Here is a 21,431-nt window from a genome sequence, read left to right as displayed (position 1 = left end):
CAGAAAGACAAGAGAATTCAACATTGCCGAATTTAGTTATCTTCGGCGATTGTAGAGGTGGCAACGGTTGTGTTCAGCGGAGGCAAATAATCTTTAAACTCGGCACCAAGGTCTTTGTTCTGTCCGCTGCAACGCGCTGGTTAGGCGAACGCAGTCGACCACCTTCGAGAATGGATAAGATCCGCGATCTACAACTGTTTGTAGGAGCGAGCCTGCGGTTAGCTGGAAAGTACTGGGTAACCGAGGTTGCGCACTAAACTCTCCAGAACGTCCCGCGTGCCCGCATCAAGTTCGCCCGTTTCGCCGACGAAATCCGACGTGGTTGCCTGATTCCAAGCACGTTGGAACTTCAGGATAGCGTTTTGGGTGAGCCGCCCGTTTCGCCCGTCCGCGGGTCCAGGGTCAATGCCGACCACGATCAGCGCACGCTGCACGCCGAGCACAGTGTTGATGTCCAGCGTCGGCAGTGGTACGGCCGTGGCCAGTTCAATGAACTCCGCTTCTTCCTTACGGCGTGACCCGAACGCGTCCCCGAAATTCCGGAACTCATGGACTGCCTCCGCCCAACGCTGCTCAGTCAGATATTGCCAGACTCTGGGGGTTCGAACCGGTAGGTTGGGACCGTACTGGTAGGCGAGATCGATGATCGCCGTTCTGACCAGATCCGGCAGGCGCGAAAATTCGCCCGGCGTACCGCGCGCCGCGTCGTAGCGCTGCTCCACTGTAGAGGCGATCCGCGCAAGGGCATGCTGGTTCAGGAGGTCGGCTTCATGGGAAGTGATCGTCACGCCCGGCACGATCGCCACCTCCTGCTTGGCCGCGTCCCCTGTCTTGCCCAAGAACCGCCGGAGCTTGTCGATGGTTTCCTCAGAAAGGCCCGCGGCGCGAAGGTCTGCCTCCGAGTACGCCCCGAGATCGACGCCGCGGGCGACGGTCGGACCCGTACTGCTTTGCGCGTTACTAGGAAAGTAGACGTTGGTAAGCGACCCACCCTCTTGTCGATCAATGACATCGATGAGGTGTTGACTAAACTGCATTAGTATCTCCTTGCGATCAACTCGTTTTGCTCTCGTTGTTTTAGCATCGGATTTCAATCCGGCGCGTCCTCCGGTTCATGATCGCCACATCGAAACCGGCGGTATAAAATCACCACGGCACTGTTCCGGCTGCTTTAAAGGGCGCTCATTGGGTCGGTTTTTAGCGACGAAGATCAAAGAGATCACTGTAGTCTGGCCTGATCCTATTGCTAGGCACCCATTGAATCGACGGATCGATTTCCGAGCGGCTCACCCTCAGCCGGACGACCGCGGGCCTGTCAGTAATTTCGCCAGGGTTCGGACTTTGGGACTCGATGTCGCAAACCGATATCGAGAACAAAGCACCAAGGTCACCACCCTGTTCGTCGCGCAACAGGACGTTGTGCTCTGTGGCGAGTTGCAACAGGGCATTGCCGGATCGTCTTGAGCCAGTGAAATCGGGAATCACGACCCTCCCCGAATCGGCACGCAGTATTGGGCGGGGAGTGAAATCCGGTACGTCAACGTGGACAAAGCGACAGGCCAGCGGATCGCGGGCGCAAGCCTTAGCGTTGTCCGTGAGGGTGTTGATGTTTTGAGTAAGCAGTTCGTGCAATGCGTTGAGCCGCGGCACATCGACATCGACGAACTCCGTCTGATGATTGAGCACGTACTTGATGCTGTTGCGCAGCTTCGTCTGCCGAGCGATGTTATCCAACGTTTCGCGCATTACCTGGTTGGCGTTCTCCATATCGATCCAGGTGAGGTCATCGTACGGCAGTGCCAAGATTTGATACGGCTGCGCGACGACACCAAAGGCGATCGGGGCATCACGCGCAATGATCGGCATTTCGCGTGCGCGCTGGAACGCCTGTTCGACCGTTTGTGGTTCTTCACGTCGGTTACCACCTCGCGTCCACGACGTGACCCTCATTTCATTGGTAGCGATGCTCCGCATCCAGCCTTGGAATGAGTCGAGAGTTACGTTCGCCGCAAAGACCCCGGCATCGGCCCCGGCTCTGATGCTCGTTTTGGTGGATTCCATCTCTGCGCTGTTGCGGGCACGGAACTCGAACACCGCGGTGTATTCTCCGCCCGTGATAATCGTCGAGACAAAGACATGGCCGAAGCGTTCGTGGAAGCGCGATAGGTTGCGCTGCTCCAGAAGGTGGCGGGCTTCGTCGGTCAATTGAGGATTATTCAGCCGGGTCGGGGCGTTAATGGTGCGTTGGTAGATCGCGACGAAGTTTGAGTACTCATGAATGTTGACCGACTTCGTGAACTCCACTTTAGCGCTGGCGCTGAAGATGAAGTACCGGGCCTCGACGCCGGCACTGAATTTGGTGATCTGGTTGAAGTCGGTTTCTGACTTGATGTGGCTGGCAGTGAGGAAGCTGTCTTGACCTGGAGCAACCTCCAACGGTACGGCTTCACCCACAACACCGACGCTCAGCGGTGCGCTGGTAACATAATCGAGACCGATGCCGAGGTCCATCGACGGGTGAAACTCATAATTCTCAGTTAGTGGGATGCCAGGCATGACAGCTTTCCTCCTTTTCGTTGCTTAAGATGAACTGCAAATGCACTTACGACCGCTAGCCGTCAAATTTTCGACAACAAGCTAGTTCTCCTGGCGGCGGACGTGGGTCAGCTATGCAACTGGAACGCAAGAACCAGCTTAAGCCAAGCCAACAACTGCGATCGGTTTGGGATTTCTCCGCCGCCTAGCGACGAAATTGAGCGGCTGCAAGCATTATTAACGCACTAAGGAGAACTGGGTCAGTCTGCTCTAATGACTTGTTAGCTGAATAGAGCTAGAGATCGCCTCAACTACGACCTCATCGACGACCTTCCCTCATCCTCTCAACCTTCAATCCTCTTCAAACACTGACCTCACCAGACATCTCCTGGACGATAACTTGATAGTGCATCAAATTAATGTGGGATAGGTGGCAATATCATGCCAATTCCATGATCGTGTCGCTAATCCTGCACGTTGAGCAGCAGTTGTTTTGAAACGGCTATGCTGCCAAATCCAGTTGAAATAACTCACCACTAATCGAGTTGTCACCTTCGTTTGCTCCCAGACTTTGCCAAACTTGTTTTGTCTGCGATGCCACCTTCCGGTTTGTTGTCTGACAATTCCGTTAGTTCGCTCTAATCGTTGCGTTTTGTCTTTGCCGATATGGTGCAGAATCTCCGGAGGCAAGACTCGTTCATAACCTCCCCAATCATCACTGTTGAACCGTTTACAAGCCGTTTTCCCCTCACTACTAACGATTAATTCCTCAATTAACTCATCCGTATGCTTTCCCAATCGTGCCGCCAAAATCAGTCCACTTGAATCAGCTAAACTCACAGCAATCCAGCAATCCCCCACGGTTAATTCCTCTGGGAAGCACTGCTTTTGTTTTTTGCGACAAATGACCACAGCTCATCCGCACTCACTTCCTCAGTTAGCACAGATTGAACTTCCGCATTGTGGACTAATTGTGCCTGCACACTGGCAGCACGAACAATACTCACGACGGTGTTGTAGGCAAGTCCACTCGTCCTGCTAATGCCCCTCAAACTGCTTCCTTCGCTATGCGCCTGGAGTACTTGTCGAATCTGTTCGGGTGTGACGTGGCGATGATAATACAAGGTGTCAAACCGTTCATTAAACGTTTGCTTGCATTGGGGGCAGAAATACCGTTGGCTCCCATTCGGAGCTTTACCATGTTTGTGAGTGCTGGGATGACCGCACAGGCGACATTCCATAGGTCTTGCTGGGGAGTAGCTGTCCCTCTAGTTTACCTAACCCACTACAACTTGATGCACTACCGACTAACTCTTCATGGCTGTCTGAAGAAATTGGAAAATGCTTGCCCAAAGTATTATATGCATAAAAAATACGACTTGCGATTCCAGTTACCCACTCTGAAGCCGTTTGCTGTTCACTCATTGCGGTCAAAGCAAGCAAGCCAATTGCAATATCAATTGCATGATTATCATAGAGTGGTGTCCAAGCCGATGGATTATTGTTGATCAGAACTGCGAGCATCTTGGCGATCGCAGTGCACTGTTGTAAGTAAGCTTGTTTGGCTGCATCCTCTCTAAACGCCTGCGATGCATACCAATAAGCTAAGCCAATGCTTCCTAATATTCCGATTGTCTCGAAAGTTCTTAAGGGATATTCCACCTCATCTGCCATGTTGTAGCCAAATAAACCATCGCGGATATAACAGTAAGGCTGGAGTTTTCCTGCGTACCGATCACCAATTGTTAAGTAAGTGGATAATAGAGAGCCATATCCTGCTACCGTTTTTTTACACTCAAACAAGTTATTCTGCCTTAGCCAGTCCCAAGCTCGAAGAATCAAATATTCAGCACTTAAAAGTGCGGGACGGAGGTTATCGGCTTCCTCGCTCCAATGAAATACAATGTTCAGGCTGAGATGCAGAAGGCGTAGAACCTTTTGGCGCTTCTGCACCGAACCTGGTTTCTTATCAGTTGGCAAGTTGTCATCGAATAGGGTTTCGTCGATCAATTGGTAAAAATACTTCGGCTGATCGTCATTCTGGTCAACCAATGCGATCGTCTTTCGTAGATTTTTCCGGGATTTTTCTTGAAATAGATACTCATCCAGTAAATACTCTTCAATCAGGGGCGCTAGCTCTTCGCCACCCCAGAAAGCAAACTCAATCTCCCCATATTTAGGATGGATTCGCGTGTGTTCGTGAACATAGTTAGTCCAGTTCTGAGCAACATTCTGCTTTAAGGCTCCACCTGTCACTAAAACAATTTTCTTCGGAAGTTTTGCGTGTCCTGGTCGAACACGAGTTCGTAGGTAGCCTTCTAGTATTTCATTTAAAGATGCTCTGATTCCATTTGGAGACGCATCCCACTCCTGCCGTGTGATATCTCCACACTTTGCTGTAAATAGAAACAGCTTCCGCCTTCCGTCCTCAGGATCGTTCCCTATAGCAGGAATATCAACACCATCCTGCCTGCCCCCACTTTCAGCCCGATTCAAAGGGATAATTTTCATGTTCATGAGTAGGTCGAAGAGCAACGAATCGAGTTCGCCTGCTTCTTTCAACATACTTAGATACTCACGAATCACTAACTTCATACTTCTGGCTCTGCCGAATTTGTTTCAAAAGTATCCGTAGCTTGCTCAAACCCTACTAACCTCCATCGCCAACGTTGATAAGCACGACCAACAGGATCAATAGCATCGCTTTGGGGCACATCATATCTGTAAGACAGGGGTGCAAAACGCATAGGTTCAGAGACTTTTTGGGCCGCTTCATCAAAATGAGCAGATGCCTTTCCATATTTGATTGGGATTTCCCGTCCAGCGAATATAGTCCGGAAGATTGAGCGTTCTTTAGCCTGTTCTACAATGTCTGCATTTTGTTTCCATTGGGCTTGGTAATAAGCATAGATTCTACTGGGAGGTGCTTGTAGTTCCTTTAGAGGAGGCAATGATTGCCGAGCTTGGAAATAGCGATCAAACCGCTTCAATGATGCTTGAATGATCTGCCTTTCTACTTCTGTAGTTGTCTCTTCACTAAGCCGATTGTTTAAATACTCCTTTGCTCTGACTGGATAATCGTAGACAACATAATCACCTAGCAGTATTACAATTTGCTCTGCAAGCGATCGAGAAATAGGCTCCCGCCGGGCGGCAGATAAAATTAAAGCAGCAAGTGAAATTCCACCTGTAACATAGCCTGCAATACGAGATAGTATCTGTTGAACAGTGAGTTCATCAAGGGAGTCGAGTACAGGTTTGCTAAGTAGAATTGATGGCTTTAGATTGTTATCAGCACTTTCACTGGAATTGTTTGATGGTATTGATGCAAAGAAATGCTCAATCTCAGATGCAGCATGATGTAAACGAGGGATTCTTGAGGCGAACCACTGGGTTAGTGCAGAGTTTAACTCATTACGGTAATGGTTGAATAACTCTGTAAGTGTATATCGCGTAATGTCAGATAAAGTATTGTCAGTATTGTTGGTGTAGTCCCAATTTAGTGCAAATACCTCAATAACTCGGATTGCAAAACCAGGTTCATTGTGAACATAGTGGCGAATTGCAAAGTCTAACTGCTTTAGAATTTCTAGATGCAAGAGTGGTTTTTGTAGAACTGCCAAGAGGGCTTGCTTATACCAATCTTTCTGAAAAGATTCCTCCGCTCGGCGAAATAGAACTTGGGCTGCTTCCTGACGGATAGTCAAATCTGATCGAGAGGATAATTCTACAAATTTAACGATCGCCTCATCTGAGTGGTCTAGCAGGTCTCCGTAAGCTTTGGTCAATATCAAATCTAACTCGGTGTTCTGTTGTAATAGGAATTCATTGAAGCGATCGAGTGTTTTAGCCAGTAAATCTGATTGTCCAGCAGCACTATAATTAAGCCGTCCCAATACAGCGATTCCTAAATTAGCTTCTACTGAATCACAAGAGCCAGTGAGTGACAATGCTCTCTGGTGAGCCGTATAGAAATCAAACTGACTTAGGATAAGTAGCGTTGTGAATATGAATTCAATAAAGAGTCGATTGGAGCGGCTTGTAAATTCTTGGTAAAATGCCTCAACAATTTCTTGCGATTGCTTCAGTAAACCCTGTATCTCATATTGAATTTTTCCGGCTCCAAGGTTAATGCTCGCAATAACTTCCAACGCATCAACTAAAGGCTTTGGTTCGGGTCGAAGGTCAGGTAATGCTGCACAAAATATCTCGTACAAGTGCCAGAAACGATCATGAGAAATATCTTCTGTGCTTCTTAATGTAGCAACTTCAATGATACGGGTAATTAAATCCTTACCATGCTCGTGCACTAGACTGCATATTGATCGTGAGCCAAGAGCGAGATTGTAGTTAAGTAGAATACTACAGCGATAAAGATGAGAAATATTCTTTAAAAAAACGTCTACATTATCCCAAGCCGCGACCAATTCATTAACAGCATATTCGACCAAATAGTCAGCTTTTAGGGCTGATTCGACAAAAGTAACTTCGTCTTCCTGTTGTTTTAAGAAACCGAGGGCAATCGCTCTTTCAACTTGAATTTTCTGTTGGTCTATAGGAACAGCTTCTTTTGCTTCTATATAAATAGCCTTGGCAACTTGTTGTAAGATCTCGTGAACTTCTGGTAAATCTGCACTAGTGGATTGCCAAGAACCTGGTATATTACTGTTTTGCGTCATAGCTTTGCACAGAAGCTGTTGTCAGGAGTTCCTTGATGATTCGGTTTTCCTTGTTATACCAATCGAAAATGAGCTTGAGCAGAATTAACCCTTATTGGGCAAGACTTTCAGGTGTTTAGTTATACTCACCTTCATATTGGATTGGTATTAGGCACAATAGTATTCATCATTGAATTAATTTCTGATTATGAGCAAATAGTGGAACAGTATGTGCAAGGTAGAACAACAAAACTTTCTCCTGCTTGATTTGAAGCTGAGAGTATGAGCCAGTAGTAGGGGTGATTGAAGGGTTCCTGTCATGAAGTGCAACTAGACTGAAAACATTTCCGAGCAAGAGTTTGGAAATGTAGCTATTGTACTAAAAATTCTGTTGCACCCTCAAATTGCCTCTACTGGTTAACAAATTTACGTTGTTTCGGGCTTCGGATTAGCTCTGATTGCATCTCATGACAGGAACCCTTCAATCACCCCTTTTAGAAGAATTCTTTATTGACAAGGCTTTCAGGAATTTTTTGCACTATTAAGGCTAACTGAGAGAGAACGGGCACTATTCGCTGTCCGCTTCCCCAATCGCCTTGAGATATGCCTCAGCCGCCGCCTGCTTAAACACGCCTTTGGTGTACCGCTGAAAGACTCGATCGCTCTTGATCCCCATCAACTCCTTCCCAAACAAAGGATCAACGCCCCGCCGCGTCACTTCCGTACCAAACGTATGACGGAAGCGGTGCGGATTAATGTCTTCCACCCCAGCGACTGCTCCCAGCTTTCGCACCATCTTATGCAGCCCCTTGTAACCTAAACGCTTACCCTTATTCTTCGGGTCCTGCGCCAGAAACATGGGACTTTCTGACAGTGGTTCAAACACGCCTCCCTGCTCCCGTCGCCATTCTAGATAAGCTTCCAGATGCGATCGCGCCTCTCGGCTCAACGGCACTTCACTCACGTTCTGCCCCTTCGATCGGCGCACCTTCAGGATTCTGCCGTTCCAGTGCTCCATATTGAGAGCAGAGGCTTCTGAAGCTCGCAGTCCATGACTTAGCACCGCCACGATTGCTCGGTCGCGTACCCGTGTCGCATCATCAAAATTCAATGCTTCCCATAGCTGACTCAAATCCTCCGTCTCCAGATGATCCGCTTGGGGTTCCTCCTGTCGTTCGAGATCGATCGCATCCGTGGGCAGCGGTTGATTCATTGGATAGCCGTTACTCCGGCGCAGCCAACCGTAGAACGATCGCAGCGTGTTCAGCACATGGTTAATCGATGTCGGCTTCAACCCCTTCGACTTTAGCTCTCGCCGATACTTGCCGATGTCGCTGGGAGTGACATCCAGCCAAGACTTGTCGCACCAGGCAGCAAAACGGATCAGTTGTCCTCGGTAGGTGCGCTGGGTATTCTCCGCTTTCCCGGTCTGCCGCAAGAACTCCTCGATTTGCCAATGGCGTAAGTCTGGTGGTTCTGATCGTCGAGGTTCCTGCTTCTTGCCGCCCTCAATGGACACGATCGCGAGTGGGGAAACGGGGTCAGTGGGGGAATCAGGCATGGTCAATCGGCAAGTTGTGTTGATTTCAGGTAGAGATAACGTGACTTATCTCTACCTGACAATCCTAAGACAACTTTTCTTCCCAATCTTCTCAAATTCCCTCTAATCAAGCCTTTGAAAGCAATCAGGGGATTGGAACAGGATACGTGTAAAAACCTGCAAGATAGCCCTCTAAGCCTTAATTGTCATAACTTTTAGCGATTCAGCATTAGATGGAATGAACATCCGGTGTAGCTGCTATGTAATGCAACTATTCAACGAGAGAATGAGGGTTTCAGGCTCTCTAAGGGCTAGTAAAGGCAGGGTGTACTAGCAGTTTTCGGGTAGTACGCATTCCAGAAGTAGTTCAAACCTATACTACTGCAAGGTTTCAAGGATATTGTTTGAAGCAGCAAAACCTGGAACATAGATATGGCAAGCATTTGAATCTTATCTTACAGGTTTTTACACGTATCCTGTCGCTATCCCCGCTAAGCCTGTAACCCTTGCAGCGCAGTGACTTTACCAGAGTTCAGGATACGTGTAATTTAGTGCTACCAAACGAAAAACGCTCACTAGGCAAGCGATCGAGGCTATCTTGGAATTTATTACGCTTATCCGATGCTGATATCACGTCTCAGGCTTTTCGTCCTCTTACACAATTAGGTGACTTCGGAGCTGGAAACTTCTTGGAGCTTTGAATTTACGTTGAGGTTTTCGGAAATCGCCCCCATTCACCAAATCTGCGTGAAACCCCGTTTATCGAGAGACGCGACAGCACGTCAACATCGTTTGTCGAGAGATGCGACAGCTTTTCTGACTTAAGGCAGATTGCCTCTTCATCTAAATCAATCAAAAGTGGGAAAATTAAAGGACTTTATAAAGTGATATATGCCTTTCCACCAAGACTATGTGCGTGTTGAACAGCCTGCCTTTGGGCAACTGATTCGGGAACTCCGGCACACGCTGAAACTGACCCAGGAGCGGTTCGCAGTTCAGCTTGGGGTTACATTTCCCACAATCAATCGCTGGGAAAACGGTCATGCCACTCCTTCACCCCTGGCACTGAAGCAAATCGACCTCCTGTTGAATCAGATGGCTCATTCTGACGATGCCACACTCCAGCGATGCAGTCAGGAGATTCGCAGCAAATACTTCTTCCAAAGGAACTAAGAGCGTGAGAGCAGAGGATTACGAAACGGCTGAAACTCTGTTTAGGGGTGGCGGCGAGATGGGTGCGTTGCTCCGATCGCTCGATTGGTCCCAAACGCCTTTAGGGACAGTTGAAGCTTGGTCAGACAACCTGAAGACAGCCGTGCAAATCCTACTGACCGAACTCGATCGAGCAAAGCCGACCGAAACAACGACGCGAGAGGCTGACCCGCAACCGGATAGCTCTGCCCTAGTCACTGTACACCTAGCGGCCCAACTCAATGCCTTCTGCATCAAACTGACAGATGCGCTTCGTCCATTGACAGATGCAACAGAGATCCTGGAAGTCGCTGCTCGCATTTTAGGGGAAGCTTTAGAAGCCACTCGTGTCATTTATACCGAAGTCGTGTCCGGTGAGCAAGAGGTTATTGTTCATTGCAACTACACCAATGGGGTTGCTCCATTGAGTGGGCGATACCGTTTGGAAAACTATCGCCGCAATTTGACTGCTGACCACCAATCTGGGCGCACTCAGGTTGTCACTGACATTCCGAATAATCCTGGTTATACGGATGCTGAGAAGGCGAAATATGACGCGATCGATATTGCTGCCCATATCGATGTGCCGCTGATCAAAAACAATCAATTCGTTGCCCTGCTTGCCGTTCATCAGTCCACACCGCGTCAGTGGACAGAACTTGAGGTTAAACAAGTTGAAGAAACCGCAGAACGGACGTGGGCAGCCGTCGAACGTGCTCGCGCTGAAGCCGCCCTGCGCGACTCCGAAGCAAAGTACCGGATGCTGTTTGAGTCGATCGACGAAGGCTACTTTATTGCCGATGTCATTTTCGATCCAGACAATCGCCCGATCGATGTTTTCTATCTTGAAGCGAATCCAGCCGTTAAGCGCATTACCGGACTCGACCTGGCTGGACGATCGCTGCGGGAGATTGACCCAAACTACGAATCTGCCTGGTGGGAAGCCTATGGTCGGGTGGCTCAAACCGGGATTGCTGAACGACAAGAGCTATACACCGAGCCGCTCGATTCCTGGTTTAGCTTCTACACCTTCAAAATTGGCGATGCAGACAGCCGCCGGGTCGGTTGTGTTTTCCAAAACATCACTCAGCGCAAACGCACCGAACAAGCTCTGCGGGATAGTGAGCAGCGATATCGCACGCTGTTTGATTCGATCGACGAGGGGTTTTGCGTGTGCGACCTGCTGGTGGACGAAACGGGTAAACCTTACGACCATCGAGTTCTTGAAGTCAACCCCGCCTTTGAAATCCTGACCGGATTACAGCAAGTCACCGGTAAAGCCGTGAGCGAACTCATTCCCACGCTCGAACCTTTCTGGCTTGAAACCTATGCCCGCGTCGTCAGAACGGGTGAATCGACTCGATTTGAAAGCTACTTGCAGGCGTTGAATTGCTGGTTTGACGTTTATGTGACACCGATCAATGCTCCCCAGGGTCAACAGTTTGCCGTCTTATTTAGGGATATTACCGATCGGACACGGGCAACCCTAAACGCTGAATTCCTGGCAACCGTTCGCGATGGATTGGCTGAAATTACAGAAGTGGGCGATATTGTGCAAATGGTGGGCGATCGCCTGCATCGCTATCTCAACATTTCAAGCTGCGCTTTTGTTGAAATTAATGAGCGGGCTGACGAAGCTGTCATCCACCATCACTGGCATCAAACCGACATACCAAGCTTGGTTGGTGTGTATGCCCTGCCCCAATTTGTCGCCGAGGAATTTCTGCATATGGCCCAAGCCGGACAACCGATTGTGGTGCGAAATGTGGCTACCGACTCCCGCATTGTTGATTCAGGGAAATATGCTGCCCTGAGCATTGGGGCAGAACTGAACATTCCGCTCATTCGGGACGGCGAATGGGAGTTTTCGCTCACGGTTTTTCATCCGGTTCCGTATGATTGGCGCGATGACGAGATCGCCTTGATGCAAGAATTGGCAAGCCGCATCTGGACAAAGCTGGAACGCGCCAGGACAGAGGCAGCCTTACGCAAAAGTGAACAGCGGTTTCGATTGATGGCAGATGCTGTGCCGCAGATCGTCTGGATCACCGATACAGAGGGGCGGGTTGAGTTCTTCAACAGGCAATGGAGCGACTACACCGGCGTTCCTTATGAACCGACAACTGCCGCAGAAGTCGCTGCTAATTTCGTTCATCCAGACGATGGCGATCGCACAATCGCAGCATTCAACGAAGCGCGACGGACAGGGGGCGTTTTCTCGGTCGAACACCGGATTCGCTCCGCGGCAGGAACCTATCGCTGGTTTCTGGTTCGCGCTGAACCCTACCGGGATTCGCAAACGGGAGAGATTATTCGCTGGTTTGGCGCATCCATCGATATCCACGATCGCAAACAAGTCGAAGACGCACTGCGCCAGAGTGAAGCCCGCTTTCGCCGCATTTTTGAGTGCGAAATGGTGCCAATGGGTATTTATACTCCAGCCGGTGACATTGTTGAAGCCAATAATGCCCTACTGAATCTCATCGGCTATACGCGGCAGGAGTTAGAAGCGGGGCAAATTAACTGGCAAGCCCTGACTCCACCGGAATACCAAGCACTGGATGGAATTGCGGTCAATGAGGTCGTAACCAAGGGCGTGAGTACCCCTTATGAGAAAGTCTACCTTCACAAAAACGGCAGAAAAATTCCGATTCTCATCGGTGCTGCATTGCTGCTTGAGGATGGCAGCAGTGGTGTTTTCTTTGCCATTGACCTGAGCGAACGCAAACGAGCCGAAGCAGAACTCCGTGACAGTGAGACCCGTTATCGGCTCTTGGCAGAAGCGATTCCGCAGTTTGTTTGGATTACTGATGCAGCAGGACACAATGAATACGTCAACCAGCGCTTTTGCGACTACACGGGCTTAACCGCTGAGCAAATGCACAGCTTAAACTGGCTATCCATTATTCATCCCGATGACTTGGAGAGGACCCACGATCGTTGGCTGGCAGCCGTGGACAGTGGTCAATTCTACGAAATTGAGTATCGCTTTCGTCGCCATGATGGGAGTTACCGCTGGTTCTTAGGGCAGGGGATTCCGCTCAAAGATGAGCAAGGTCGCATTCGTCAATGGTTTGGCACTTGTACCAATATTGAACCCCAGAAGCAGATTGAGCAAGCCCGTTTGCGGCTCCTTGAACAGGAACAAGCTGCCCGGGAGCAAGCCGAGAACGCCAATCGCATCAAAGATGAATTTCTCGCTGTGCTGTCTCACGAACTGCGATCGCCCCTCAATCCTATTCTGGGTTGGTCAAGGCTACTCCGCAACGGCAAGCTCGATTCCACCAGAACCGCTCATGCCCTGGAAACCATTGAGCGCAATGCCCAGCTACAAGTACAGTTAATCGATGATTTGCTGGACATCTCTCGGATTTTGCGCGGCAAATTAGTTTTGACCGTAGCACCCGTTGATTTAAGCTTCGTCATCTCTGCCGCATTAGAAACCGTTCGGCTCGCTGCTGAAGCAAAGTCACTGCAAATTCATACGTTCATTTCACCTATCATTGGCACTGTAAATGGCGATGCTGGACGGTTGCAGCAGGTTGTCTGGAACCTGCTGTCTAACGCAGTCAAGTTCACGCCAATTGGAGGGCACATCACCATTGACTTGTCCTCAGTGGGTACAAATGCACAGATTCAGATTAAAGATACTGGAAAAGGCATTAAACCAGACTTTTTGCCCTACATCTTCGAGCATTTCCGCCAAGAGGATGGAGCCACCACGCGCAAGTTTGGAGGCTTGGGGCTGGGGTTGGCAATCGCTCGTCAAATCGTGGAGCTGCACGGCGGTCAAATCAGCGTAGACAGTCCAGGAGAAGGACAAGGGGCAACCTTTACCGTTCAAATTCCCCTCGCACCGCAATCAAATGAATTACCTTCTCCTAAATCTGCCGCAGTTGCAGTTGAGGGAGGCTTGCAGGGTATCCGTATCCTGGTTGTGGATGATGAATTAGATTCACGCGAGTTTGTGGCATTTGTGCTAGAGCAGGCAGGGGCGATCGTGACAACAGCCGCATCGGGTCATGAGGCATTACAAACACTGACCCTGACCAAGCCAGATATTTTGCTCAGTGATGTGGGAATGCCAGAGATGGATGGCTATACGTTGCTTCAGCAAATCAGAGCTTGGGAAGCAAAGCAAGGAGAAACGGAAACGCCCATCCGAGCAATCGCCCTCACAGCTTATGCAGGTGAAGTCAATCAGCAACAGGCATTGGCAGCCGGGTTTCAATCCCATCTCTCTAAACCCGTCTCACCAGAGATATTGATTGATGCAGTTAATCGTTGCAATTAGTGAACCCAAATCACTCAGGGGTTGCAGTTTTGTTCAGGCAAAAACATTGCTGTAAACAGAGACGTGCCACGCAGGGTAACCATCCAGAACTACAAAGCCCTGAAGTTGCTGGAACTGCGAGACGCGATCAGCTCGGCCTTGGGCGCTAGCTAAACCACTAAAGGTCGGAGAAAGTTGAACCTCAGTTTTCTCCGAGTTTCAATCAAGATCGCAGCACAATATAGAGCTAGTGTCCATAACGTACAACATGAAAGGCTTTCAGCGTTTCGTGGCACTAAATTACACGTATCCTGATTACACGCACTAGTGTTCTTCTCTTGCCATCAATAGGTGTGGACTGAATTTGGATTAAATTACCGTTGAGTTATGCTCTGAAATCCTTGATTTCTCGTTGAGCTGATAGTCAAGAACTACGTAAAATCGGTTAAATAGTTGCTAGGTCCGGCAAATAATCAATTCCCAGGCACTTCTTGAAAGTCTTGTGTATTCAAGGTTCTAGCCTTAGCGTTGTTTATTGTTCCAATGCTATCTAAACCCGATGTACTGCTGCTATATCAGAACTGGTGAAAACTGCTGCATTTTGAGACATAGATTTATTGACGGGTTTATTTACAGTACCAATGGTGGAACAAGGGCAGCCGCCCTTGATAGGGGCAACTGTAAAATAGGGGACCGTTTCTGAGACACTACCAACTGTCACACCGTAGATCGCTACTTTGCCAAAAACAGATACTGCACCTTCAAAAAAATTTTCTTCGTGGCTGTTGAGAACCTTGCAGCATCCTGATCAGTTGCGATCAATCAACTGCACTAGAGGTTATCTGAGATGACCTGTATAGTTTGAAATATCTCATCCAGCATTCATGACCCGTCTTCCCAACTTATGTCTTTATCCTTTGATGCTGCCCCTACCGAAGCACGGGTCGAACAATGTTGGCGGCTCTCCGCCAGTTTTGGAATGGAGCGCAATGCTTACCATAATTATCTCAATGAAATTGTCCGAGATCGCTACACGCTCATCAAAGGGCTGCAAATCTTGCGGGATGAACTTCAACTGGCTGTCTCTAGTCCTACAAACATAAACACCTGCGGCGCTGACATGACCTTACCCAGCGTTGTGACCACCCTGGCTTATACCAACTGTGGCGATCGCATCCATCAAGGCGAGGCGACCAAACGCTATCGTGATGTCGTCGCCTCTCGATTTGCGACGCTCTCTGAAATTGGAGAACTCAAGTTAGAAGCTTTTTTCCCAGCAGGTGGAGGCACTGACAACGGGGCGACCTTAGCCCATGTCACCGTGGCGCATGAGTTAGACGAATCCTTAAAACGACAAGTGTATGCAGGCAATCCTCAATCGCTTTCGCTTGTGGCGATCGATCTGAAGACTCATGTGGGGCGATTACGCCAGGATGGGCAACAGATTTACGGCAAAACCCGTGAATCTCCTTGGCGAGAGCCGCGTGCGGCCTGTGGCGCGATTGTGGGAACCTTAACTCATTACCATCCCGACAATTTAATTCATCGCCGCATTCGCAGTGACTTGGGAGAACTCAATTTTCAATTCTTATCCAACAACTCGATCGTAACGGATGATGGTGTAGACATCACTATGGCCGTTGCCGCTAACATTGTTGCGATTAGCGGCATTCGCAACACGGCCATCGCCTTAGCTCAAGAAATGGATGAGCGAGGGTTAGCTCACTTGACCGCAAGTACCACTGTGAATCGTCCTTCCCGAGATGACCTGGTAATTTACCTCGCTCGCGCTACTGTCTTCAACGGTAAAATCCGAATTCAAAGTCTAGGGACTGAGACCAAGCTGTATGGTGGAAGGTTAGTGGAATATGCAGGGGAGCAGCGGTTACAGCTTCGTTATAGTGACTGGGACTGCAATGATTTGCCCATCGAAGAAATTCCTTATAAAGTTCGATTATCAGGATTATAAAGAGGCGAGAGCTAGCGCCCTTCAAAAGGTGCAAGCAGTCTAGAGATACTGTATCAAAACTCGTCGAACTGAGGATTTTGAGACATCGAGAGCCAGTAGAAATCCTGATAGTTCTGGTTTTCAAGCCGCAAGCCGTTCTCCAGCAATTTGTCAAATAAAAGGTCATTTAATTTACACTTTCCCACTCGTTCTTTGATGGGAAGCGAATGGCAATAGCAAAACGCAGCCGGTTGTGATTCCGACTGCGCTGATTTGAAGAGGATGAATTCTTAGGCTGGATAGATTCTGAGTCTGCGATCGGGCTCGTCACCGACACTATGAGAGTTTAAGCGATAGCGTTCCACTAGTTCATGCTGCAACTTCCGCAGCCAGCTGGAACGGGGCAGGAGTTCCACCGGCTGCTGCTGAGGAATGACCACTTGTTCCACCGCTAAGCGGGCTTCCTCCAGCGCCGTCAACTCCTCATCTCTACCACTGACTTCATTAACATTCATCTGCCAATCTCCGCTGTCATCCCGCTGATCCATTCCTAAAATCTGACGCAAGGTACGCGTCATGTGTGGGATGGTATTCGCTTTGATGACATACAGGGGAATCCTCTGGTTCTTTGCCAATCGCTGCAAGTTGTCGTGCTTGCGAGCATGGGAACGGAGAGCAACGATCGCATCGGCATCGCTGACGTGCTTCACCAGGGTGAGCGGCAGATGAAGTGCATCAATCACCTGTTCGAGCTGATAGGTGCTGATGGCATACGGATAAACACGCATCTTGGGATCATCTTGCCCCTGTGCCAACTCATCATCCTGATCCAGGTAGTCGAATGCGTTCCACCCTGCATCGATCGCCGTCTTAGTCAGTGGAGCATCCCACTGCCGCTTGGGCTGTGCCTTGGGGAAGGGAAGCACCTGTGCGGGTCGATGAGGTCTGATTAGAGTCGTCCCCGAAGCAGATGTAGTCTCCTTGGTAATCACAACCTGTCCCTGCTCATTTAGCATTCGCTGTTGAGGCTGGGGTTGCCGTCCCCGGAGGAGGGTATCAACAGTTTCTGCCACGTTTTCATGCACGATCCAGCGTTGCCGCTCCAGCATTTCAACCGCAATCTGAAAGGTGGGGGGTGCTTTGCGTTCCAGCACGCTCTTCTGAGAGCCGCGACGCCGCGCTTCTTCATCGCCCAACGTGACTGACTCAATGCCACCGACTAAGTCAGAGAGGGTGGGGTTCTTGATCAGATTCTCAATTGCATTGCCGTGAGCCGTTCCCACTAACTGCACACCACGTTCCGCGATCGTTCTGGCGGCGAGTGCTTCAAGTTCCGTGCCGATTTCGTCAATCACAATCACTTCGGGCATATGGTTTTCCACCGCCTCGATCATGACCTGATGCTGTAATTCAGGACGGGCAACCTGCATTCTTCGGGCACGCCCGATCGCCGGATGAGGAATATCGCCATCGCCCGCAATCTCGTTCGAGGAGTCAATAATTACGACCCGCTTGTTCAGGTCATCTGCTAAGACACGAGCAATTTCTCGGAGTGCCGTGGTTTTGCCCACACCCGGGCGACCGAGCATCAGGATAGACTGTCCCGTTTCCACCAGATCACGGATGAGGGCGATCGTCCCATGGATGGCGCGACCCACCCGGCAAGTGAGACCAATAATTTCGCCCTGGCGATTGCGAATGGCACTAATCCGGTGCAGCGTTTGCTCAATGCCCGCACGGTTATCGCCTCCAAATTGACCGAGGCGACTCACACAGTGCTGCAGCTGCTGGCGAGTCACAGGCTGCTGGGATAAATACTCCGCCCCACCCGGAAAGCGAGCTTCGGGGCGTCGCCCAAAGTCCAACACAACTTCCACCAAGACATCGTGATGGAAATGGTGTTCTAATCGCTGCTGAATCTCTTGGGGCAGGATATCGAGCAGCTGCTGGAGATCGTTGTGGTTTTGCATCAAGAGGGATGGCATGAAGAATGCCAGTGAGAAGACTAAAGCCTAAAAAGAGGAGAGATCGCTCGGTTTTATCATCGAGTGAAGAAAACAGAGCCAGATTAAACCGAGTAATTGAGTTTGAAATACTGTTAATTCTTATTCCACAGCGGGAATTATTTGAATCAATCTTAATGTAACAAAACCATTCAGAAGATAGAGTCTAATAAACCGTTCTAATCTTGTGCGGATTCTACCTCAAGTAATTTGTGGAAAAGACAATCTAATCTAGCTATTTAGCGGGAGCAGTACCCCATTAGCTGAGTTCGTGTGGCTTCTATCAGAGGTATCCCGATCGGAAGAAAAATACTTTAATTTAATTAAATAAAAGTCAGTTTTATCAGCCTCAAGGAAATCAAAAGCCACTTGGTTTGTCATTCTTTAGATGAACTAGGCAGCAGCGAAGATCGGACTAAAGTGAGTGCTCAGCTTAGGAGGGAATTGAGTAGGATTAACGCATTCAGGATGTATCAGTCAGCGAGGTTAATCCAATGTCTAACAAGATTCCTTACCAAACAGGTGCTAAATCTCCTCACGCCAAATCTGCGCTTGTGCCAAAACCTATCGTTGCAAGCAAGCCTCAAGGTATCCAAGGGGTGAAGTAAACCAGACTGAGTAAATTGAACTCTCAAACGGTTAATTAGAACCAGGAGATCGCTTCATGTTTAGTGTCCTTGCCTTGGGGTTCTGGCTTTTATTACTCACTTTGATGCCTTCACTGCCAAAGCGTTACCCAACTCCCTAATGCTCTGCGCTCAATTCTTCTTAATTGTCTTCTTGATCGAGAAGAATGAATCTGATCAGTTTGAGGACAAGAATGATTTGTAATTGGATTGATGTTTTGATTGGCTGATAATACTGTAATTAAATGACCTGGAGTAAATCGATGCCACAAGAAACAGAAGATGAATCGCTTGGAGTTGACCAGCTACCCCAAGACGAATTAGAAGCAACCCCTGCTGAGCACAGTGGACAACCGTCGGCAGAAGCGGACAACAAAGGCGTTGAAGCCGGGAGCGAAGATGCTACCTCGTCCGAGCGTGACAAATAGTTCTAGCACTGGGAAGTGTCAGACGAATTCTGGAATTCGTGGTGCCATTGGTATTATCGTTGCGATCGATTGATCGACCGCTCGGGTCATACAGCTCAGGGTAAGTCTCAAACTCACGACTGGTCAGCGCGATCATAGTGGTTTGATTGGCTTCGCCCCAAAACTCGTGAGCCTGATATCTATTTGGACGAAGACATCCATTCTCTGCAACGTTCACACCTTAAGAAGTTAAAGGGCGAGTTTGAGCGAGAGAAAACGAACTGAATGGAAACTTGAATCAGCCCAATAATTGAGGCTAAAGCAAAACCTCCCCTGGTTGCACAGAGGAGACTTTCACTGTAAATATTGTCCTGGTATTAGAGCTGATTTATAAAGAGAATCTGAAAACTGTTTAACTGAGCTGAAGAAGATTTTAGGCTAGAACCCGTTGCATGATTGACTCGCCGATGACTCGTCTGCCTGAGATTGCAAACCCTAGCCGCAAACCCTATCCCAGCGATTTGAGTGATGCGGAGTGGGAAATCTTGAAGCAAGTATTGCCTAAACCTAAAGGCTTTGGACATCCTGTGGAAGTTAATTTCAGGGAGATTCTTAACGGCATCTTCTATGTCCAGCGCACGGGGTGCCAATGGGAAATGATGCCTCACGACTTGCCACCCTACAGCACGGTATACCATTACTTTCAGAAATGGCAACGCAAAGGAATTTGGCAACAAATGCATGACCAGATCCGAGAGAAACTGCGGACACAATTGGGCAGAGATGAACAATCAAGCGTTGCCATTGCCGATTCTCAATCGGTGAAGACAACGGAAAAAAGGGGGAGGTCTACGGGTTCGATGGTGGCAAAAAGGTTAAGGGACGTAAGCGCCACATCGTTGTCGATGCACAAGGGTTGTTGATTGGAGTCCTCGTGAGTGAAGCTAATGCTTCAGAGCGGTTAGGGGCAATCGTTGTTCTGGATGCAGCAAAGGAGAAGTTATCTAAATTAGAGGTTGTTTGGGTAGACCAAGGATATTCGGGTAAGACGTTTGCCCACACTGTGAAACAAGTGTGTGGAGAACAGGTTCGGGTAGAGGTAATTGAACGCACTGCAAGCACATTCGAGCAACTTCCAAAGCGGTGGATTGTGGAGCGTACATTTGGCTGGCTTAATCGTTTCCGACGCTTGAGCAAGGATTATGAACTATTCGTGATGCGCAATGTCGGTAATATCATTCCGTCGTATGGTGCCGCCAGTAGTGCTGAAGCCGCCGGCGTAGAGTATGCGGTAGCTGGAGTCGGTGTGCGGGACATCATTGTTTGTGGTCATTCCCACTGTGGGGCAATGAAGGGGTTGCTGCAAATCGGCAATTTGAGCGAGCAGATGCCGCTGGTCTACGACTGGTTGAAGCGACATGGAGAAGCGACGCGGCGATTAGTGTTGGATAATTATGCGAACCTGCAGCCCGAGCGATTGCTCAAGATCGCGATCGAGCAGAATGTGTTGACGCAGATCGAGAATTTAGAAACGTATCCTGTCATTCGGTCCAAATTGCATAGTAGGCAGCTGAGTTTGCATGCTTGGATGTACGAAATAGAAACAGGTAAGGTATTCGCTTATGATGCCGGATTACGACAGTTTACGCTGCTAAGGCAGCGCTCCTTTCCGGTACCCGACCCCTTGATTACAACTATTTCAGAGTAATCAGAGAAGCCATGTCGTTTCATTGGAATGGTCATTCAGCTGGTGGAAATGTGTTTGTTAACGCTCTTAAGGTTGAACCGTTACCAACTGGAGTCTCATACTTGCAGACCTTCCCTTTTTGGTCCACCCTAGGCTGACCGAGCTTTGCCTGCCAGCAGGAATCGTCTTCATTCAGCAGCAGTGCTGCGACCGTTGCGATCGGTTTATTGTCCCAGTTCGCTAGTCGTTCACCAAAGGAAGTTTACCTAGTTGGGACATTATATAGAGTCAGCTTTTGGCTGTCTTCAATGTATTTGACGTAGGCAGAATCCGGGTTTCTAATTCATCAGAGACGCCTTATATTGAGTCTGTCTCTAACGTAGGGGAAGCCTTTATAGAACCTCTGCAATGAAAGTACAACGCATCCGCCTCCCTGATCAGACTCAAAGCGGTTGTGTCGCAAAAACTGGTCAATGGTAAGGTAGGACAAGCCTAACTCCCCTGACTCGCTCTCCAATGTCTACGTCCTCTCTGTTCAAATGGCGGCACTTCTTGCCTAAAAT

The 21,431-nt window shown here is 49.0% G+C and carries 12 protein-coding genes and 1 pseudogene; 6 read left to right on the top strand and 7 right to left on the bottom strand.

Annotation, left to right across the window (positions count from 1 at the left end; translation table 11 throughout):
* Positions 1-218 precede the first annotated feature (218 nt).
* The 6 genes from NDI45_RS24705 to NDI45_RS24680 form a co-directional block, all read right to left on the bottom strand.
* Positions 219-1,037 (bottom strand): pesticin C-terminus-like muramidase, encoded by an 819-nt coding sequence (locus NDI45_RS24705; RefSeq protein ID WP_190791660.1) that lies wholly within the window; start codon positions 1,035-1,037, stop codon positions 219-221.
* A gap of 160 nt (positions 1,038-1,197) precedes the next feature.
* Positions 1,198-2,556, bottom strand: coding sequence for a hypothetical protein (locus tag NDI45_RS24700; RefSeq protein ID WP_190791659.1), 1,359 nt, complete (start codon positions 2,554-2,556; stop codon positions 1,198-1,200).
* A 390-nt stretch (positions 2,557-2,946) separates the two neighbouring features.
* A protein-coding gene (locus NDI45_RS24695) for an IS1 family transposase (RefSeq protein ID WP_190791658.1) occupies positions 2,947-3,776 on the bottom strand; the annotation gives its coding sequence in 2 pieces (ribosomal slippage) (positions 2,947-3,432 and positions 3,435-3,776; 828 coding nt in all).
* A complete protein-coding gene (locus NDI45_RS24690) occupies positions 3,730-5,130 on the bottom strand; it encodes a hypothetical protein (protein WP_190791657.1) in 1,401 nt (466 codons plus the stop codon). The genes NDI45_RS24695 and NDI45_RS24690 overlap by 47 nt, the downstream gene beginning before the upstream one ends.
* The gene (locus NDI45_RS24685) at positions 5,127-7,214 is read right to left on the bottom strand and encodes a hypothetical protein (protein WP_190791656.1); all 2,088 of its coding nucleotides are present in this window, start codon (positions 7,212-7,214) and stop codon (positions 5,127-5,129) included. The genes NDI45_RS24690 and NDI45_RS24685 overlap by 4 nt, the downstream gene beginning before the upstream one ends.
* Before the next feature lie 547 nt (positions 7,215-7,761).
* Positions 7,762-8,754, bottom strand: coding sequence for a tyrosine-type recombinase/integrase (locus NDI45_RS24680; RefSeq protein ID WP_190791655.1), 993 nt, complete (start codon positions 8,752-8,754; stop codon positions 7,762-7,764).
* Positions 8,755-9,624: 870 nt separating this feature from the next.
* On the opposite strand from NDI45_RS24680, the gene NDI45_RS24675 reads away from it, so the two are divergent.
* The 3 genes from NDI45_RS24675 (at position 9,625) to NDI45_RS24665 (ending at position 16,166) form a co-directional block, all read left to right on the top strand.
* Positions 9,625-9,906, top strand: coding sequence for a helix-turn-helix transcriptional regulator (locus NDI45_RS24675; protein WP_190791654.1), 282 nt, complete (start codon positions 9,625-9,627; stop codon positions 9,904-9,906).
* A 4-nt stretch (positions 9,907-9,910) separates the two neighbouring features.
* Positions 9,911-14,218 (top strand): PAS domain S-box protein, encoded by a 4,308-nt coding sequence (locus tag NDI45_RS24670; protein ID WP_190791653.1) that lies wholly within the window; start codon positions 9,911-9,913, stop codon positions 14,216-14,218.
* A gap of 883 nt (positions 14,219-15,101) precedes the next feature.
* A complete protein-coding gene (locus NDI45_RS24665; protein ID WP_190791652.1) occupies positions 15,102-16,166 on the top strand; it encodes a hypothetical protein in 1,065 nt (354 codons plus the stop codon).
* 269 nt (positions 16,167-16,435) lie between these two features.
* Here the strand turns inward: NDI45_RS24665 and NDI45_RS24660 are convergent, their stop codons facing one another.
* The gene (locus NDI45_RS24660; protein WP_190791665.1) at positions 16,436-18,115 is read right to left on the bottom strand and encodes a R3H domain-containing nucleic acid-binding protein; all 1,680 of its coding nucleotides are present in this window, start codon (positions 18,113-18,115) and stop codon (positions 16,436-16,438) included.
* A gap of 922 nt (positions 18,116-19,037) precedes the next feature.
* Here NDI45_RS24660 and NDI45_RS24655 point away from each other — a divergent pair.
* The 3 genes and pseudogenes from NDI45_RS24655 (at position 19,038) to NDI45_RS24645 (ending at position 20,889) form a co-directional block, all read left to right on the top strand.
* Positions 19,038-19,202, top strand: a complete 165-nt coding sequence (locus NDI45_RS24655; protein ID WP_190791651.1) for a hypothetical protein — start codon at positions 19,038-19,040, stop codon at positions 19,200-19,202.
* A gap of 446 nt (positions 19,203-19,648) precedes the next feature.
* Positions 19,649-20,394 (top strand): annotated as a pseudogene (locus NDI45_RS24650) (IS5 family transposase); the annotation flags it as partial.
* A 3-nt stretch (positions 20,395-20,397) separates the two neighbouring features.
* Complete coding sequence (locus NDI45_RS24645; protein WP_190791664.1) at positions 20,398-20,889, top strand: carbonic anhydrase; 492 nt, start codon at positions 20,398-20,400, stop codon at positions 20,887-20,889.
* The last annotated feature ends 542 nt before the right edge of the window (positions 20,890-21,431 follow it).

This window comes from Leptolyngbya sp. GB1-A1, assembly GCF_039962475.1.
Classification (GTDB): Bacteria; Cyanobacteriota; Cyanobacteriia; order Elainellales; family Elainellaceae; genus Leptolyngbya_A.
Note: the sequence above shows the minus strand (reverse complement) of the source record. Positions and strands in the feature narration are given on the sequence as shown.

Coding starts and splice junctions, on each gene's coding strand:
- NDI45_RS24705 (WP_190791660.1), bottom strand. CDS start 1,037: ATGCAGTTTAGTCAACACCTCATCGATGTCATTGATCGACAAGAGGGT.
- NDI45_RS24700 (WP_190791659.1), bottom strand. CDS start 2,556: ATGCCTGGCATCCCACTAACTGAGAATTATGAGTTTCACCCGTCGATG.
- NDI45_RS24690 (WP_190791657.1), bottom strand. CDS start 5,130: ATGAAGTTAGTGATTCGTGAGTATCTAAGTATGTTGAAAGAAGCAGGC.
- NDI45_RS24685 (WP_190791656.1), bottom strand. CDS start 7,214: ATGACGCAAAACAGTAATATACCAGGTTCTTGGCAATCCACTAGTGCA.
- NDI45_RS24680 (WP_190791655.1), bottom strand. CDS start 8,754: ATGCCTGATTCCCCCACTGACCCCGTTTCCCCACTCGCGATCGTGTCC.
- NDI45_RS24675 (WP_190791654.1), top strand. CDS start 9,625: ATGCCTTTCCACCAAGACTATGTGCGTGTTGAACAGCCTGCCTTTGGG.
- NDI45_RS24665 (WP_190791652.1), top strand. CDS start 15,102: ATGTCTTTATCCTTTGATGCTGCCCCTACCGAAGCACGGGTCGAACAA.
- NDI45_RS24660 (WP_190791665.1), bottom strand. CDS start 18,115: ATGCAAAACCACAACGATCTCCAGCAGCTGCTCGATATCCTGCCCCAA.
- NDI45_RS24655 (WP_190791651.1), top strand. CDS start 19,038: ATGCCACAAGAAACAGAAGATGAATCGCTTGGAGTTGACCAGCTACCC.
- NDI45_RS24645 (WP_190791664.1), top strand. CDS start 20,398: ATGCGCAATGTCGGTAATATCATTCCGTCGTATGGTGCCGCCAGTAGT.